We start from the raw sequence: 16,649 nt of genomic DNA on the forward strand, positions 1-16,649 counted from the left end.
GTCTGCCTTTCTCAATTCGATTTGGCTGGTAGTTCGCCGGTAACGGAATTCGGCCGGTCGGAAGGATTGAAGTCCTCGAACTCCTGGCTGCCGTCTGCCGTCAGTGGGGCGGCCGTCGGCTCGCCGTTCCGGATTAACGCTTCCCGGCGCTGCAGATAGATGGAGCGCAGGCGGGCGTAATAGTCGATCGAAGACGCTTTCAGCTCATTGATCTGATCAAAGTTTTGGGCACGGAAATCGACGGCTTCGGTGCCGCCGCGACCGATAGAGATCGCGTTTTGTGCGTCCTGGCCGCTGACGATATAGGTCAGTGGGTCGAAGAACATGTCGACGACGCGACCGGCAAGGTCACGACCGTTCGTGGGGCCGAGAAGAGGCAGCACAAGATAAGGACCACCGCTGACTCCGTGCACGCCAAGGGTCTGGCCGAAATCTTCGTCGCGGTAAGCCCAGTTCTGGCCCTGGCCCCAATCGATCATTCCGGCGGTGATGCCGTTGACAAAAAACTGACGGGTCGCATTGCCGGCATTGTCCGCGTCGCCTTGCAACAAGCTGTTGGCAATCACAACGGGGGAGCGCAGCCAGTGAAGGAAGTTGCGGACCATCTCCCGCATCGGATCCGGAACGGCAGTCTTGTAGACGAACGACGTTGGCTGCAGCACAAAGATGTCTACCGTATCGTTGACGGCGAAGAACATGCGGTTGACCGGCTCAATGGGGTCGTAGATCTGTGGCCCGGAGGAATCTTGTTCCGGCGGTGTCGCGCAGCCTGCGAGCGCGACCAGCACGAAAAAAACACCGGCGGTCCGGTGAATGCGAGACAGAAAAGTCATATATCTCAATCCGTTACCTGCGCGTTTCAGCGAATAACCGCCTCAGAATCGGCGAATGCATTTAACTTGCGCAAAATGCATTCCATCGACCCGAAATCCTCAATCTGGAATGTAAGCTCGTACCACAGAGGTCTTCTCGAGGCCAAGGCTTCGCAATTTATCGTCAATTTCTTACCGCGATGATGTTGCAAAAATATCGCGTTCTCCCGCTGTCTTTCTCGTGTGCTATTTGATCCGGCGCGCCAGAGAAAAAGCACGCCGATACCACTCGACCGTACCGACCGCTTTGTAAAGGCGACCTGCCTGAATTGTGAAGGCAGCCGCGGTCGCATTGTCCACATTGATGGACAGCAGCCCGATCATCAAAAGGGAATCGGCTTCGCTGATATGATCGGCGGCCTGCCGGAACAATCCGCGTCCTTCCGCGTACGCCTGCTGTGCCTGCGGTAATCGTCCGAGTTGTGATTCCAAATCTCCTATGGCTCTGAGGGCCGCGCCTTCCAGTCCGATCTCATTAAGCCCACGATACATGGTCCTAGCTTGGGCGAATGTAACCCGTGCCCGATCTGGGTTTTCCACTAAAAGGTCGATTTGGCCCATATCCATCAGGGTTTGCGCCGCGTCGCGGGCGCCGCCAGCAGTCTTATAGTGGTTCTGCGCTTCCTTCATCACTTCGCGGGCGCCGCGCGAGTTGCCTTTCTGCATTTCGACGCGTCCCTTGCCTTTCAGAGCGTCGGCCAGGATCGCCAGCTTGTCGGTGCCTTTCGAAAGTTGAATTGCCCGCTCGAAGTTCATCCGGGCGTCTTCAAGCCGACCTCCCATCCGTTCCATTTCACCAAGCCCGACAAGCAGCCGGGCTTCCAGAGAGTCATCTTGCGAGTCGGCGAGCATGGTGCGGGCGATGCCGCCTTGGGAGCGTGCTATTTCAAACCGGATCGGCGCTCGTCTGGTGTCTCCGCGCCCGGCCAGCATCGGACTGTTGCCGACCCGCCGGGCTGCGTCACGGAATCGGTCTGCGGCTTCAAGCGCTGTGGCTTGCGCATTCGGCGCTCGCCCTAGGCGGCGCAGGATATCGGTCATAGCAAGACGAACGGTCGCCTCGCCAAGAAAGTCGCCGGTCCGGCGGTAGAGGGTGAGGGCGCGCTCGAAGCGGTTTTGGGCTTCAGCGGAGCGCCTTTGCTGCCGGTCGATCTCTGCCCTGCAATAAAGTGCATGCGCCTCGCCGTTACGGTCGCCGACCTGGCTGAACAGAAAATGGGCATGCTCGAAGGCTCCGGCCGCTTCGTCCGACTTGGTGAGCTGCATGGATGCCTCTGCCGCACCGAGTGCTGCATTGGCTTCACCAAACCGGCTGTTCTCATCGATATAGAGTTTTCCGGCTTCTTCGAAGGCTTGCCGCGCACCATCGGCGCTTTTCTTGTTGATCAGCAGATAGCCCTGTTGCAGCAGGGCGTTGGCCATTCCCGTCCGGTTCTTGGCCTCGCTCGCTGTGTTGTAGGCAGCCTCGAATTTCTTGGAGGCGTCGTCTGTCTGATCACGGGCGCGATCAAGCTTTCCGAGGCTGATCTTGCACTCGGTCACGCCGTCCGCGTCCTTGGCCTCCTTGAACAGGCTTTCCGCCTCGTTGAAGTTTTCGCGCGCTTCTGTGTTGAGACCATGTAACCGGAACCCTTCGCCCTGGGCCCAGAGTCGCCCCGCCATTGCGCCGGGCCCAGTGCTGAGGGTGCCGCCCGAGCGCATCGCCTGGACACCGCCGCCTCTCTTGATGTCGCGGGAAACCACCCAGTCCGCGATCAGGGCGCAGATCCCGAAAACGCTGATCGTGATACCAACCAGATGTTGATAGTTTTTGGCTGCTCCGAGGGTAAAAAAGTAACTCGCCAACACCGCAATGGCGGTCAGCGCAATAATCGTCAGCCGCCTTTGCCAGAGGCCAAGCCGACCCCGTCGCTTTGCCCGTGTGATCGCAGAACGCAAAGGCGTTCTCCTTTTTGCCTTAGAAGGCGTTATCGGAATGTTCGGCAGTCTAACTTGCAATAAACGCTAATTCATTAATATCGCTAGATCATTTGGGAAACATCTCGGCGATAATCAATGATTTCGCGCGGACAGTTTCTGATAAATGGGTTTAAGCACAACGGGCAGTATATAGATAGGAAACTGGGCGACGGCAAAAAACAGAAAGGCCTCCGGTCCGAGCGCCGATCCTGCCGCTGCCATGAACAGCGCCATGTTGCGATTTCCGGAGGACAAGGCAACAGAGAGTTGATTTTGACGGTCGGTCCAGAAAAACACCAGTCCGCCAATCAGCTGCAGGCCAAGACTGCCGGCAAACGCCGCCCCGACGTAAAGCATGACTGTCGCCGGGTCGGTGGCCAGCCAATCGCGCACGCCATCCATAACCGAGACAGCGAAAACCAGCATCAGGACAACCGCGACACCATCAAAAATCGCGGATTTCTCCCGCAGGGTTTCCGGGCCGAGTTTGCGCCGGATAATGGTTGCGACTAGGGCGCAACCAGCAATCATGAGCGCTAGTTTCAGGGTCAGGGCGCCAGCGCTCAGTTGGACCTCGACGCCGATTAGCCAGAACAGCAGTCCCGGCAGGATGAAGGGGAAGACGAAAGTCGAGACCACCATCAGGAACAGGGCTGCCGCTGAGTCCAGCCCGATGATCAGGGCAATGATCGGAACGGTGACCAAAGGCGGGCTGCCGCTCCATATCAGCATCGGCGTCGCCAGTTCCGGCGGCACATCAATGAAGACCAAAGCGGCGAACATCAGGCACGGTGTGACAATGAGCAACCAGAGCAGCGCGACCAAGTGGGTTCCGGCCCGGCGGCTGGTCTGGCCGAGGGAGGAAGCGTCGGTTCTGGTCATGGCGACGGTCAGCATGACCAGAACTGTCGGCGAGAGCAGGGGCTTTGCCACGGCGGCCAGCTCCGGCAGGGCTAGCCCGATAAAGACTCCGAGCGCCATTACCAGCGCGGCGCGCCGTCCGAGATACTGTAAAAGCCTCACCGATGAACTTCCGTTTGTGCGCCGTGGCGGGACAAAACAATTGCCGCTAATGTCCGGCTTATGGAACAGGTTGATTTGAACAAGTGTTTCGCTTCCGGCGAACTGACGGTCCAACCGGAATGGGTCGACTATAACGGTCATATGAATGTCGGCTACTATGTCGTTGCCTTTGACAAGGCGACCGATGCTCTGCTGGATCATCTGGGCATCGGTGCATCCTACCGCGAAGAATGTGATGCCTCGGTCTTCGTGCTGGAGGCACATTTAACCTATGATCGCGAGGTGATGCTCGGCGACGGGCTCCGTTTCAGCACGCAAATCCTCGACCACGATGCAAAACGTATGCATGTTTTCCACCGGATGTATCATGCGGACGAGGGCTATCTTGCCGCGACAAACGAGCTGATGATCATGCATATCGACCTGAAAACCCGGCGTTCGTCGCCGTTTTCCAAGACGGTTCTGGAACGCCTGCAAGATCTGAAGCGCGATCATGACGCGCTGCCGAAGCCCGATGCGGCGGGTCGCGTAATCGCGATCAGGAGATCTTAGCGGTGACTGATCGGCTGACCGCCTGGTTGCGGGTATTGCGGGGACGGGCGTCAGCCGGGATCTGGAACGATCAGGTCCTGCTTTCCGCACTTGCCGTTGCTGTCGGTATCGCTGCCGCATTTGCAGCCGTGTTGTTTCGTGAGCTGATCGGGCTGATCCAGACCGGTTTCTTTGGCTTTGATCATGAGCGCGTCGCTTCGGGTGTCGCCGGGCTCGCCTGGTGGCATGTGTTGCTGGCTCCGGCTCTGGGCGGCCTTTTGATCGGCCTCTATGTCCGTTTTCTGATGCCGGGCGGGCGGCCCCAGGGTGTGGCCGACGTGATTGAGGCGAACGCCCTCAGGGCTGGCCGGATGTCCGGTCGGGCGGGCCTTGGGGCCGCTCTGCTCAGTGCCGCATCCATCGGCTCCGGCGCCTCCGTTGGCCGTGAAGGCCCAGCAGTTCATCTGGGTGCGACCATTGCCAGCTATATGGGCCGCCGCTTCAGGCTGGCCCGGTCGCAATCGCGTACATTACTCGGGTGTGGCGTTGCAGCGGCGGTTGCCGCATCGTTCAACGCGCCCGTGGCCGGTGTGTTTTTCGCTCTGGAAGTGGTGATCGGGCATTACGCTCTGACCGCGTTTGCGCCGATCGTCATTGCCTCGGTCGCAGGCACGATTGTCTCACGCGCCTATTTCGGGGACGTTCCAGCTTTTATTGTGCCTCCGCACGAGATCGCTTCCTTCCTGGAATTCGGTGCTTTCGCCCTCCTCGGAGTTGTCGCAGCGGGGGCGGCAATCACTTTCATGCGGTTGGTTTCGGCTATACAGTCTCTCGCCAACCACACCCGCTTGCCGAGCTGGATACGACCAGCTGTCGGCGGACTTGCCGTGGGCGCGCTTGCGATCTTTTTCCCCGAGCTTCTCGGTGTCGGTTACGAGGCGATGGATAATGCCCTGAATGAGAATTATGTGTTGGCCGCCCTTATCGGGTTGGCACTCCTGAAAATGCTGGCGACTGCGATTTCGCTCGGATTCGGCTTTGGCGGCGGGATATTCAGTCCTAGCCTCTTTATCGGAGCGATGGTGGGCGGGGCGTTCGGGATCATTGCATCTATCCCCTATCCGCAACTCTCTTCGGGCCATGGCGCCTACACGCTGGTCGGAATGGGCGCTGTCTCCGGTGCGGTTCTCGGCGCGCCAATCTCGACCATGCTGATCATCGTGGAGTTGACTGGCGACTATCGCCTGACAATCGCCGTGATGGTGGCGGTCGTCATCGCATCCCTGCTGACACGGACGCTGCATGGGCCGTCCTTTTTTCACAACCAGCTGGAGGCCCGTGGCGTCACGGTTCGTGGTGGCCATGATGTCGAGGTGTTGAGCGGAATGACCGTTTTGGACCTGCTCCATGAGGATGTGACCGTGATCCGGAACGATGCCGGGCTAGAAGATGTGCGTGCTGCTCTGCTGAAAGCGAATGGCGGTGTTGTTTTCGTAACGGACGGGGGCGGGCAGCTGGCGGGAACCCTGACACTTGCGGCGCTCGGGCCTGATGTTTTTACCGGCGATTCCCAGCGGGTGTTCGAGCTCGGACCATTTCTTGATAATTCCCGCCCGGTGCTGCTCGCATCGGAAAAGGTTGGACCGGTGATTGATAGTTTTGCCGGGGTCGGCGATGGCATTCTCCCAGTTGTCAGGGGGCGGGATGCGCCAGTTCTGATCGGTTGGCTTGAAGAAACTGACGTGATGCGTGCCTATAATCGCGCTCTGGAGCAACTGCGCGACGAAGAGCACGGTGATCAGAGTAAACGTGGCGGGTATCTCGGCTGAAAAGCACGACGGGGTGCCTCCGTCTGCTCGTTGGGGACAAGCAGGGGATTGGCACCCCGTCTACCGTTTGTCGCGACCATTTGGGACCGGCTCTTGAAAGGTGCGACAACGGATCCGTTAGTCAGTAGTAAAGCGAGACAGGATCTATTGTGATAAGGGTAGCTTCAGAAGCGTTTCCGGCAATAGATCGGGCTCGTTTTTACATAGGCGTTCATCCAAATCTTCGGAGCCCGGCGGGCTGTTGTTGATAAGATAGATCTGGATTCACTAAAATTTTGTTAAAGGCCTATGGACTCCATCTTAACCGAAATTTTTCCTGCTGCACCGTATGTCTGATCTGTTTTTCGACGATGAGCCTGAAGTCCCGCCTGCGGGACAGGATACCGACGCGCCCTATCTGAACGGCCTGAACGAGCGACAGGCCGAGGCCGTTCGCACTGTCGACGGGCCGTTGCTGGTCCTCGCGGGGGCCGGGACCGGCAAGACACGGGTTCTGACAACCCGTCTCGCTCATCTGATCTCGACCGGTCGCGCCCGGCCCTGGAACGTGCTGGCAGTGACCTTCACGAACAAGGCCGCGCGGGAAATGCGCGAGCGTGTCGGCGGCATGATCGGCCCCATGGCGGAGCAGGTCTGGCTCGGTACTTTTCATGCTCTTGGGGCCAAAATTCTGAGGCGTCATGCGGAACTCGCGGGGTTGCGGTCGGATTTCACCATTCTTGATTCGGACGATCAGCAGCGCCTCCTGAAGCAACTTCTGCAGGCCGGAAACATCGACGACAAGAAATGGCCGGCACGGGCCATGATGGGAGTCATCCAGCGCTGGAAGGACCGTGCCCTGACCCCGGATAAGGTCGGACGCGAAGAAGCGGGCGACATGGCGGGCGGCCGACTGGTGGAGATTTATCGGCAATATCAGGAGCGTCTGAAGGTCCTGAATGCGGTCGATTTTGGAGATCTTCTTCTGCTGTGTGTCGACCTGTTTCAGAGCCATCCCGATGTGCTCACGAAATATCACGATCAGTTTACATACATTCTCGTCGACGAATATCAGGACACAAACGTCGCGCAGTATCTCTGGCTCCGGCTGCTGGCGCAGAAAAGCCGGAACATTTGCTGTGTTGGCGATGACGACCAGTCTATCTATGGCTGGCGGGGTGCCGAGGTCGGGAACATCCTGAAGTTTGAGAAGGATTTTCCGGGCGCTGCGACCATTCGGCTGGAGCAGAATTACCGGTCGACCTCGCGCATCCTGGCGGCCGCCTCTTCGCTGATCTCCCATAATGAGGGTCGGCTCGGCAAGACGCTATGGACCGAGGGAGCGGAAGGCGAAAAGCTGGATGTGCGTGGCCTCTGGGACGGGGAATCGGAAGCCAGGCACGTTGGCGAGGAGATGGAGGCGCTGCAGCGCAAGGGCGTGAAGCTTGCCCAGATGGCAGTGCTGGTCCGGGCCGGCTTCCAAACGCGCGAGTTTGAAGAGCGGTTCCTGACCATCGGTCTGCCCTATCGGGTGATCGGCGGCGCGCGTTTCTATGAGCGGATGGAGATCCGTGATGCGCTGGCTTACCTGAGAGTGGTCAACCAGCGCGATGACGATCTCGCCTTCGAGCGCATCGTGAACAAACCGAAACGCGGCATTGGCGATGCCACTATGCAGGTGGTGCATCATCTGGCCCGGAATGATGGCATGTCGCTCTACAGGGCGGCGTCCCGGATCATCGAGACGGACGAGTTGAAGCCCGCAGCCAAGCGCAAGCTGGCTGAAGTGATCGGCAATTTCGAGCGCTGGCGTTCCCTGATCGATGTCGAGGATCACAGCGACCTTGCCCGCATCGTGCTGGACGAGTCCGGCTATACGGAGATGTGGCAAAAGGACAAAACGCCGGAAGCGCCGGGACGGCTGGAGAACCTTAAGGAACTCTGTGGCGCGATGGAGGAGTTCGAGAACCTCGCTGGTTTCCTTGAACATATCAGCCTGGTCATGGAAAACGCCCAGAGTACTGATCAGGATCAGGTCAGCATCATGACCCTGCATGCCGCCAAGGGGCTGGAATTCGATCAGGTTTTCCTGCCCGGCTGGGAGGATGGCATGTTCCCGAATCAGCGCGCGCTCGACGAGAGCGGTGCATCTGGCCTGGAGGAGGAGCGCAGGTTGGCCTATGTCGGGCTGACCCGGGCGCGCCAACAAATCCATATTAGCTTCGCAGCGAACCGTCGGGTGCATGGCATGTGGCAGAGTTCGATCCCCTCCCGGTTTGTTGATGAATTACCAGCTGATCAGGTCGAAGTCAGCAGCGAGACCGGATTTCAGGGCTCGCGTTATGGCGGATTCGGAAGTTCTGCCGGCGACGTTGACGATTGGGGCGGGAGCAGCTTCGGCTATGGATCGGCCCAGGGCGGGCGCGGGCCTGGATACGGCCGGCGCGGGGGCGAGAGCCGGGCCAAACCACCGCTGCTTGAAGGCAAGGGATATGTCGTTGACCGCAGCAAACCGCCACCTTTCGCGGTCGGTGAGCGGGTGTTCCACCAGAAATTTGGTATGGGCACCGTGTCATCCGTCGATGGCGACAAGCTGCAAATCGCGTTCGACAAGGCCGGTAGCAAAAAGCTCGTCGCCAGCTTTGTAAGCAAGCCTTAATCAATGACCATTTAGTGAGCAGACTATGAAGCCTATCTGGCAGATTTCGCTGGAAACCTCAGCCGAAGCCGCGTTGCCGCTGTCGGATGTCCTTGAGCCTTTTGTCGAGGCCATTTCGGTTTTCGAGCAGGAAGAAGACAAGATCTGGATTCTTAAGGGCGTTTCGACCGTGGAGCCGGACCGAAGCAAGATCGTCGGCGCTCTTTCTATTGCCGCGACCTTGGGCGGATACGATCTGCCGGAGGTCGAGATCGGACTGTTGCCGGATACCGACTGGCTGCGTCTCAACAGGGAGTCTTTCCCGGCAATGCGGTTCGGCCGGTTTCTCGTGCATGGCTCGCACTTGCGCGGCAAGGCGCCGGTTGGAACCTTGAATATCGAAGTCGATGCGGCACAGGCCTTCGGCTCTGGTTCGCACGGCACGACCGAGGGCTGTTTGCGGGCGATCGACAGGCTTTCCAAGCGGATGAATCCGTCAAAGGTGCTCGATATGGGCTGCGGGTCCGGAATTCTCAGCATGGCGGCGGCGAAAATCTGGCCTGCGGCCCGGGTCATGGCCGTCGATATCGATCCTGTTTCGGTGGAGACGGCCCTGGAAAATGCGATTGCGAACGGGGTAGCGAAACGAGTCGATGCCCGTTCCGGGAATGGATATGCCGTTCTGAAGGATCGCCCGGACGGCGCTTACGAGCTGATCCTCTCCAATATCCTGGCACGTCCGCTCTGCAAGATGGCGCCGTCGCTCAACCGCGCGCTGAAGCCTGGCGGAACCGCCGTTCTGTCGGGGCTGCTTTATCACCAGACGTCTGCCGTGCTTTCGGCGCACCGCCAGCAGGGGCTGGTGCTGGCCGGGAAGTGGCGGTTCGGCGACTGGATGACACTGATGCTGAAAAAGAAAACCGGCGTGGTCTCGGGACCACACCGGTAGAAGCGTACTTCAAGTTGGGGCGGCGGTTCCGAACGGGAGGAGTTTCGGAACCGCCGACTTTCGAGCGCTAGAGAAGCCTCCTGAGGGGAGGGGGAATTAGGCGGCTTCCCGCTGCTCGTCAGTGTTGGCGGCTTCGGTAGTGAAGCCAGCCGGAATTTCAGTGATCGTGGCTGTCGGCGTAATGACCGTCTGCGCGGCGACCGGCTGGGTCGACACGTTGGAGATCCGGCGGGCAACCGCGGTGATGTCGCTGCGGGTCAGACCGATATCTGCCAGCATCCGGTCGTCGAGATTGTTCAGCTCAAACATGGTGCGGGAGATGCGCAGGCGGTTGATGATGTTCTTGAACATGGACTTGGCTCCTTTGGCAATCAGGCTACCGATGTAACGGTTCCACTCGGCCCGCAATTGCATCTCTGCGCTATAAAGGCTGTGACGGCGGAGCACTGTGTCGCCGGGATCCGTGATCCGGGCGACAAAGGGACCCGCTTCCTGAATTTCCAGGTCATCGAGGCTGCGGTTGAGTTTGTAGTAGTTCATCTTCGGCGTCCCTGAGGGGGTGTTGTGTTCTGATGGTGAGAATATAGATCCGGCCTTGACATGTGAGGAGCGGTGTGTTTGCAGCTCAGTTATGCGTGTTGTGCATGCATTACGGTGTTTGCCATGCGCGGATCTTAATCGATTGTTAATAAAACTAATCCGACGCATTTCGCTCCTTCTCTTGTTCCGATCCGGCGCGGTGCCTAATCTGGCGTCAGACAGATCCGGTTACAGACCGGGATAGAGGCAAGGCAGGGAGCACGAAATATGTCCGCAACGGGTACGGCAGCGGAACGGCTTAGTGCGTTCAGGGCGGCTTTGGCGGAAGCTGGAGTTGACGGGATGATCGTGCCGCGGGCAGACGCGCATCAAAGCGAATACCTGCCGGCCGGAGCCGAGCGGGTGGCCTGGCTGACCGGCTTCACCGGTTCCGCCGGCACGGCCGTGGTGCTGCGGGACAAGGCCGCGGTCTTTACCGATGGCCGCTACAGCCTGCAGATCGAAAGCCAGGTCGACGGAAGTCTGTATCAACGTTTCAACATTGCGGACAAAACCGCGACGGACTGGATCAGTGAAGAGCTTGGCAGCGGCCAAAGATTTGGAATCGATCCTTGGCTCCATACGGACCATCAGGTGGAGCGGCTTTGCAAGGCGATCGAGAAGGCCGGCGGCACATTGGTTCTGCTCGATGCCAATCCGCTCGATGCCGTCTGGGCGGACAGACCGGCGGCGCCATCAGAGCCTATGCAGCCTTACCCGGTTGCTTATGCCGGGAAGCGCTCGGAAGAGAAGCGGGCGGAAATCGCCGGGACGTTGAAGGAGGCAGGTGCCGAGGCACTGTTGATCACCTCGGCGGAATCCATCGCCTGGCTGCTGAATGTGCGGGGCAACGATGTTGAGAACACACCGCTCTGCCTGTGTTTTGCGGTTTTGTCGGCTGACGAGACACTTGAACTCTTTATCGACGGCAAAAAACTCAGTCCCGAGATTCTGGCGCATCTTGGCAATGCCGTGACCGTACGCCCGCAAGATGAGCTTGGCGATGCGCTCGATAGGCTTGCCGGGGACGGGCTTGTCGTCCGGGTCGATCCGGCGAGTGCGCCAGTCTGGGCCATGGAGCGTGTCCGGAAAGCCGACGGTAAATTAGATCTTCAGGAAGACCCGATCGTCTCGGCAAAGGCCGCGAAGAACGATATCGAGATGATCGGTGTGCGGGCCGCTCATTGCCGGGATGCACTTGCCTATGCCCGCTTCCTTTGCTGGTTTGCGAGCCGGGCACATCAGGGCGGGCTGGACGAGATGACGCTGGTGGAACGGGTGCATGGCTTCCGGGCGGAGCACGAAATGTTCCGGGGGCCGAGCTTCGATACGATTTCCGGCGCGGGGCCGAATGGCGCCATTGTGCATTACAGGGTGACCGAAGAGAGCAACAGGGATCTGGAGCCGGGCGAGATCTATCTGGTCGATTCTGGAGCGCAATACCTCGATGGCACCACGGACATCACCCGCACCCTTTCGACCGGTGTCATCGGCGAGGAGGAGCAGCGTTGTTTTACTCTGGTGCTGAAAGGCATGATCGCGCTTTCCCGCGCAATCTTCCCGAAAGGCACGACCGGCGGTCAGCTCGATGCGCTGGCCCGGCGGCCGCTCTGGGAAGCCGGGCTCGATTACGATCATGGCACGGGGCACGGCGTTGGCGCCTATCTCGGTGTGCATGAAGGGCCACAGCGGATATCCAAATCGGGTGGCGGTGCCGAGCTTAAACCGGGCATGATTATCTCGAACGAGCCCGGCTATTACCGGGCAGGCGCTTTCGGCATCCGGATCGAGAATCTTGTCGCGGTAGAGGCCCGCGAGGTGCCGGGTGCCGAACGGCCGATGCTTGGCTTCGAGACGCTCACACTGGCGCCGATTGACCGTGCATTGATCGATCTCTCTCTGCTCGACGGTGGCGAGATCGCATGGCTTGACGCCTATCATGCACGGGTGCGGGAGACATTGAGCCCGGATCTTGATCCGGAAACCGCGGCTTGGCTGGCGGATGCGACGGCGCCTTTGGCGCCGCAGGGTGCCCAGGATTAATTGCGCAGGTTTAAGGGGCAAAGGGAGACGTAAAAATGGCCTATGAGACCATTCTCTATTCGGCGGTCGACGGTGTTGCGCGGATCACGCTGAACAGGCCGGAAGCAGGTCATGCCGTGAATCTCGCGCTGGCGCATGAGCTACTGGAAGCGTCGATCAATGCCAGTGAGGACCCGGATGTCCGTGCCGTCATTCTTGATGCCAGCGGCTCGGTCTTCGGATTCGGCGGGGATCTGAAATACTTTGAATCCCAGAGCGACCGGATCGGCGCCTGTCTGAAAGAGACAACAGCATATTTCCATGCCGCGATCTCCCGTCTGTACCGGATGAACTCGCCGGTCATTGTTTCCGTGCAGGGAATGGCGGCCGGTGCCGGCTTCAGCACGGCTCTGATCGGCGATATAGTGCTGGCGGCGCAATCGGCGCAGTTCAAGATGGCTTACACATCCGCCGGCCTGTCGCCGGACGGCAGTTCCACCTACTTTCTGCCGCGCATCGTCGGCATGCGCCGGGCGCAGGAGCTGATGCTGACCAACAGGACCCTGAGTGCGGAAGAGGCTCAGGACTGGGGCATCGTCACGCGCGTGATCGAGGATGACGATCTGGTTGGAGAGACCACTAAGCTGGCAGCAAAATTCGCCTCCGGGCCGACCCGGGCCTATGGCGGTGTAAAGCGTCTGCTTGCCTCAAGCTTCCAGCAGTCGGTTGAATCGCAAATGGAAGATGAGACCCGGGTGATTGCGGAACTTGCCCAGACCGAGGACGGTCGCGAGGGTCTCGATGCCTTTCTGAACAAGCGCAAGCCGGTCTTCAAGGGACGCTAAAAGCGGCTATGGCATTCGGTTGTTTCATGTGCGCGAATAATTCGTATACAAAATATTTGTATGGATGCTAATTTGGCGCTCTCAATTTGGAGTGGATTGGTCGCATGGAGCGGGTGGAAGAGTGTGTCAGCTTTCTAGTAGGCAAGGCGGCGCAGCGGATATCGCGGCGGGCAAAGGAGTTGCTTTCTCCTTTCGATGTCACCTCGCCGCAATATGCCGTGCTGAAGGTTCTTTTCGAGAGTGACGGACTGACTGCGCGGGAAATAGGTGAGCGTCTGGCAATCGATGGCGCAACGATCACCGGGATCGTCGACCGTCTGGAGAAGGCGGATCTGCTTGAACGGCGCGCCGATCCGCTGGACCGCCGGGTTTACCGCCTTGCTCTGACCGAGCGGGCGAAGAGTCTCGCTAGGCCGCTCGACGCAGCGATGGATCAATTGAACGAAGAATCGCGGGTGCTTCTCGGGGAGTCTGCGGAAACGGTTTACCAGGGGCTGAAAACCCTTTCCGGGCGCTAGAGGCCGAATGATTGAGGCCGAGATTAAGAGGTAGATGAAAGAATGTTCGATACCAAGGTCGCGCTGGTCCTGAGAGACGATCTGGCGCTTTGGCAGAAATTGAATGTCACGGCTTTTCTGACCAGCGGCATTGTCGGCGGCAGAAATGAGCTCATAGGCGCAGCATATGAGGATGCGGCGGGGAACCGTTACAATCCGTTGCTGGTTCAGCCGGTGATCGTTCTTTCCAGCGATGCGGTCGGGCTGAAGAAGATCTATGCCCGGGCACTGTCCCGCGATGTCACCATGTCACTCTATATTGAGGATATGTTCTCGACCGGTCACGATGCGGCCAACCGGGGGACAGTGAAAAACTACAACCCGGAGGATATGCCGGTGGTCGGTATTGCCGTGCGTGACGAGAAAAAGCTGGTCGACAAGATCACCAAGGGAGCGAAGCTGCAAAGCTGAGTCCGGACAAACAAAAACGGGCTCCGTAAACCGAAGCCCGTTTTTGCGGGAGGGGAAAATCCAACCCGGGCTCTTCAACCGATGACGGCAAGAACCAGCGTGAAGAGGCCGATCGCGGCCATGTTCGTCAGTCCAACATAATGAAACGTCGTCATCGCATCCTCCTAGGGGGGTGAGAGGGGCAACGGGCCCGGGTTTGTTCCGCTGTGCGGCACAAACCTCAAATAGGCGATCTAGTGTTGCGCGAGTAATCGAGAAACATCAGGGTTGGTATGCGCTTTAAGCATGGCGATTGGCATGAGGTGCCCACTGCCTTCACATAACGCGTGTGCCGTTAAGGAAAGTTCTTTAAAATGAAGCGGTTGCGCTGATCATGGTGAGCCATTCTTCCTCACTCAAAATCGTCAAGCCGAGCTCTTCAGCCTTCCGCGCCTTTGATCCGGCATCGGCGCCAACCACTACAAAGTCAGTTTTCTTTGAGACGGACCCGGCTACTTTTGCCCCGAGAGACTCCGCTTTTGCCTTTGCTTCGCCCCGACTGACTGTCGTCAGGGTGCCGGTAAAGACCACGGTTTTGCCCGCAATCGGGCTGTCGTCAGACACGGTCAGCTCGAAGGCTTCGATCTCCAACTCATTATCGAGATCCTCCAGGACCGCGCGATTATGGTCTTCATGAAAGAAAGCGATGAGGTCACCCGCCACGGACTGGCCGATCTGATCGATATTGATCAGGCTCGCATAGGCTTCCGACTCCGGGTCCGCCGCTTCCAGCATGGCTCCGGTCAGAGCCGGGAGTGTGCCGTAATTGGCGGCAAGAAGTTTGGCGGTCGCCTGGCCGATCTGGCGAATGCCGAGAGAATATATCAGACGGTCGAGGCCGATCCCCCGGCATTCCTCGATGGCAGCCATGAGATTGGTCAGGGATTTCTCTCCCCAGCCTTCGCGGGTTGAGATCTCCTCGGCTCGGTCCTTCAGGCGGAAGATGTCGCCCGGCTGCGCGATCAGGCCATCCTCATAGAATGCTTCGACCTGTTTGGCGCCCAGACCCTCGATATCGAAGGCATCGCGGGAGACGAAATGTTTCAGTCGCTCGACCGCCTGGGCGGCGCAGATCAAGCCGCCGGTGCAGCGCCGGATGACTTCACCTTCCGGCCGCACGGCTTCGCTGCCGCAGACCGGGCAATGGTCTGGAAATACATAAGGGACGGCATCGTCGGGGCGCTTTGCTTCGATCACGCGAACCACTTGCGGGATCACGTCGCCAGCGCGCTGAATGACAACTGTATCTCCAATCCGCACGCCTTTGCGCTGAATCTCGTCCTCGTTATGCAGCGTTGCGTTCGACACCACGACACCGCCGACCGTGATTGGCGTCAATCGGGCAACGGGGGTGAGGGCGCCGGTGCGGCCGACCTGGATGTCGATGCCTTCCAGAATTGTTTCCGCCTGCTCGGCCGGGAATTTGTGGGCGATGGCCCAGCGCGGTGCGCGGCTGACCATGCCGAGCCGATCCTGCCAGTCCAGCCGATCCACCTTGTAGACGACGCCGTCGATATCGTAATCAAGCGCGGCGCGGGCGGCGCCGATGGCTTTGTAAGCCTCAATTGCCGAGGTTGAGCCGTCGCAGAGCTTCGTCATCGGATTGGTCACGAAGCCCCATTCCTTAAGCTTCTCCAGAAAACCGGTCTGGCTGTCAGCCGGCATCTCCGAAACCTCGCCCCAGGAATAGGCGAAGAAATGCAGAGTCCGCTCCGCCGTGATGTTCGGGTCGAGTTGGCGCAGTGATCCGGCGGCTGCGTTACGCGGGTTGGCGAAGATCTTCTTGCCAGCTGCTTCCTGCCGCTCGTTCAGGGTGCGGAACTCCGCCTTGCCCATGAACACCTCGCCGCGAACCTCGAACACCGCCGGCGCCCCGGCGGGCAGGTTTTGCGGAATATCGCCGATGGTTTGCAGATTGCGGGTGATGTCTTCTCCCTCAGTACCATCGCCCCGGGTGGCGCCCTGAACGAAGGTGCCGTTCTCATAGCGCAGGGAGGCAGACAGGCCGTCGATCTTCGGTTCGGCGACGAGAGATACGGACGCGTCTTCGCCGAGGCTGAGAAAACGCCGGATGCGGGCGACGAAGTCTGTAACATCCTCGTCCGAGAAGGCGTTGGACAAGGACAGCATCGGCTTCTTGTGCCGGATCTTTGAGAAACCGGCGGACGGCGCGGCGCCAACCCGTTTCGATGGGCTGTTCGGACGGATCAGGTCCGGGAAAGCTTCTTCGAGCGCATCGTTTCGGCGGCGCAGCGCGTCATAATCTGCGTCGCTAATCTCCGGTGTATCTTTTTGATGATAGAGCGTGTCGTGTTTCTCGATCTGAGCGGCGAGGAAGCGCATTTCGAAATCCGCGTCGTCGCGACTCAGTGCCTCAACCGGTTTAATGGTTTCCGGGGCGCTCATTGCACATCTG

The 16,649-nt window shown here is 59.2% G+C and carries 13 protein-coding genes; 8 read left to right on the forward strand and 5 right to left on the reverse strand.

Annotated features, from left to right (window positions below; all coding sequences use genetic code 11):
- Positions 1–11: 11 nt before the first annotated feature.
- The 3 genes from ABJ076_RS11350 to ABJ076_RS11360 form a co-directional block, all read right to left on the reverse strand.
- Complete coding sequence (locus tag ABJ076_RS11350) at positions 12–833, reverse strand: VacJ family lipoprotein (protein ID WP_348116224.1); 822 nt, start codon at positions 831–833, stop codon at positions 12–14.
- Between the two features lie 225 nt (positions 834–1,058).
- Positions 1,059–2,810 (reverse strand): tetratricopeptide repeat protein, encoded by a 1,752-nt coding sequence (locus tag ABJ076_RS11355; RefSeq protein WP_348187350.1) that lies wholly within the window; start codon positions 2,808–2,810, stop codon positions 1,059–1,061.
- Between the two features lie 114 nt (positions 2,811–2,924).
- On the reverse strand, positions 2,925–3,854 hold the full coding sequence (locus ABJ076_RS11360) for a hypothetical protein (protein ID WP_348187352.1): 930 nt from the start codon (positions 3,852–3,854) through the stop codon (positions 2,925–2,927).
- Positions 3,855–3,929: 75 nt separating this feature from the next.
- Here ABJ076_RS11360 and ABJ076_RS11365 point away from each other — a divergent pair, with 75 nt between their 5' ends.
- The 4 genes from ABJ076_RS11365 to ABJ076_RS11380 all read left to right on the forward strand — a co-directional run bounded on the left by ABJ076_RS11365 (position 3,930) and on the right by ABJ076_RS11380 (position 9,780).
- On the forward strand, positions 3,930–4,406 hold the full coding sequence (locus tag ABJ076_RS11365) for a thioesterase family protein (RefSeq protein ID WP_348187354.1): 477 nt from the start codon (positions 3,930–3,932) through the stop codon (positions 4,404–4,406).
- 2 nt (positions 4,407–4,408) lie between these two features.
- Positions 4,409–6,214 carry a chloride channel protein gene (locus ABJ076_RS11370; RefSeq protein ID WP_348187356.1) on the forward strand — a complete coding sequence of 602 codons (1,806 nt, stop codon included), beginning with the start codon at positions 4,409–4,411 and terminating at the stop codon, positions 6,212–6,214.
- Between the two features lie 328 nt (positions 6,215–6,542).
- Positions 6,543–8,852, forward strand: coding sequence for a UvrD-helicase domain-containing protein (locus ABJ076_RS11375; RefSeq protein ID WP_348187358.1), 2,310 nt, complete (start codon positions 6,543–6,545; stop codon positions 8,850–8,852).
- 25 nt (positions 8,853–8,877) lie between these two features.
- Positions 8,878–9,780 (forward strand): 50S ribosomal protein L11 methyltransferase, encoded by a 903-nt coding sequence (locus ABJ076_RS11380; protein ID WP_348187360.1) that lies wholly within the window; start codon positions 8,878–8,880, stop codon positions 9,778–9,780.
- Positions 9,781–9,876: 96 nt separating this feature from the next.
- On the opposite strand, the gene ABJ076_RS11385 is transcribed toward ABJ076_RS11380, so the two are convergent.
- Positions 9,877–10,320: a DUF1127 domain-containing protein gene (locus ABJ076_RS11385; protein ID WP_348187362.1), complete on the reverse strand. Its 444-nt coding sequence runs from the start codon at positions 10,318–10,320 to the stop codon at positions 9,877–9,879.
- 267 nt (positions 10,321–10,587) lie between these two features.
- Here ABJ076_RS11385 and ABJ076_RS11390 point away from each other — a divergent pair, with 267 nt between their 5' ends.
- From ABJ076_RS11390 to ABJ076_RS11405, 4 genes are all read left to right on the forward strand, one after another.
- Positions 10,588–12,402: an aminopeptidase P family protein gene (locus ABJ076_RS11390; RefSeq protein ID WP_348187364.1), complete on the forward strand. Its 1,815-nt coding sequence runs from the start codon at positions 10,588–10,590 to the stop codon at positions 12,400–12,402.
- Between the two features lie 35 nt (positions 12,403–12,437).
- A complete protein-coding gene (locus tag ABJ076_RS11395; protein ID WP_348187366.1) occupies positions 12,438–13,226 on the forward strand; it encodes an enoyl-CoA hydratase-related protein in 789 nt (262 codons plus the stop codon).
- A 104-nt stretch (positions 13,227–13,330) separates the two neighbouring features.
- On the forward strand, positions 13,331–13,744 hold the full coding sequence (locus tag ABJ076_RS11400; protein WP_348187368.1) for a MarR family transcriptional regulator: 414 nt from the start codon (positions 13,331–13,333) through the stop codon (positions 13,742–13,744).
- Between the two features lie 42 nt (positions 13,745–13,786).
- The gene (locus tag ABJ076_RS11405) at positions 13,787–14,194 is read left to right on the forward strand and encodes a DUF2000 family protein (protein WP_348187370.1); all 408 of its coding nucleotides are present in this window, start codon (positions 13,787–13,789) and stop codon (positions 14,192–14,194) included.
- Between the two features lie 348 nt (positions 14,195–14,542).
- Here the strand turns inward: ABJ076_RS11405 and ligA are convergent, their stop codons facing one another.
- The gene (gene ligA, locus ABJ076_RS11410) at positions 14,543–16,621 is read right to left on the reverse strand and encodes an NAD-dependent DNA ligase LigA (RefSeq protein ID WP_348187380.1); all 2,079 of its coding nucleotides are present in this window, start codon (positions 16,619–16,621) and stop codon (positions 14,543–14,545) included.
- Positions 16,622–16,649: the final 28 nt, after the last annotated feature.

The organism is Nisaea sp., assembly GCF_039990255.1.
GTDB lineage: Bacteria > Pseudomonadota > Alphaproteobacteria > Thalassobaculales > Thalassobaculaceae > Nisaea.

Bases quoted from the DNA above. Each gene is read 5' to 3' on its own strand.
- ABJ076_RS11350 (WP_348116224.1), bottom strand. From the start codon at position 833: ATGACTTTTCTGTCTCGCATTCACCGGACCGCCGGTGTTTTTTTCGTG.
- ABJ076_RS11375 (WP_348187358.1), top strand. From the start codon at position 6,543: ATGTCTGATCTGTTTTTCGACGATGAGCCTGAAGTCCCGCCTGCGGGA.
- ABJ076_RS11380 (WP_348187360.1), top strand. From the start codon at position 8,878: ATGAAGCCTATCTGGCAGATTTCGCTGGAAACCTCAGCCGAAGCCGCG.
- ABJ076_RS11385 (WP_348187362.1), bottom strand. From the start codon at position 10,320: ATGAACTACTACAAACTCAACCGCAGCCTCGATGACCTGGAAATTCAG.
- ABJ076_RS11390 (WP_348187364.1), top strand. From the start codon at position 10,588: ATGTCCGCAACGGGTACGGCAGCGGAACGGCTTAGTGCGTTCAGGGCG.
- ABJ076_RS11395 (WP_348187366.1), top strand. From the start codon at position 12,438: ATGGCCTATGAGACCATTCTCTATTCGGCGGTCGACGGTGTTGCGCGG.
- ABJ076_RS11400 (WP_348187368.1), top strand. From the start codon at position 13,331: ATGGAGCGGGTGGAAGAGTGTGTCAGCTTTCTAGTAGGCAAGGCGGCG.
- ABJ076_RS11405 (WP_348187370.1), top strand. From the start codon at position 13,787: ATGTTCGATACCAAGGTCGCGCTGGTCCTGAGAGACGATCTGGCGCTT.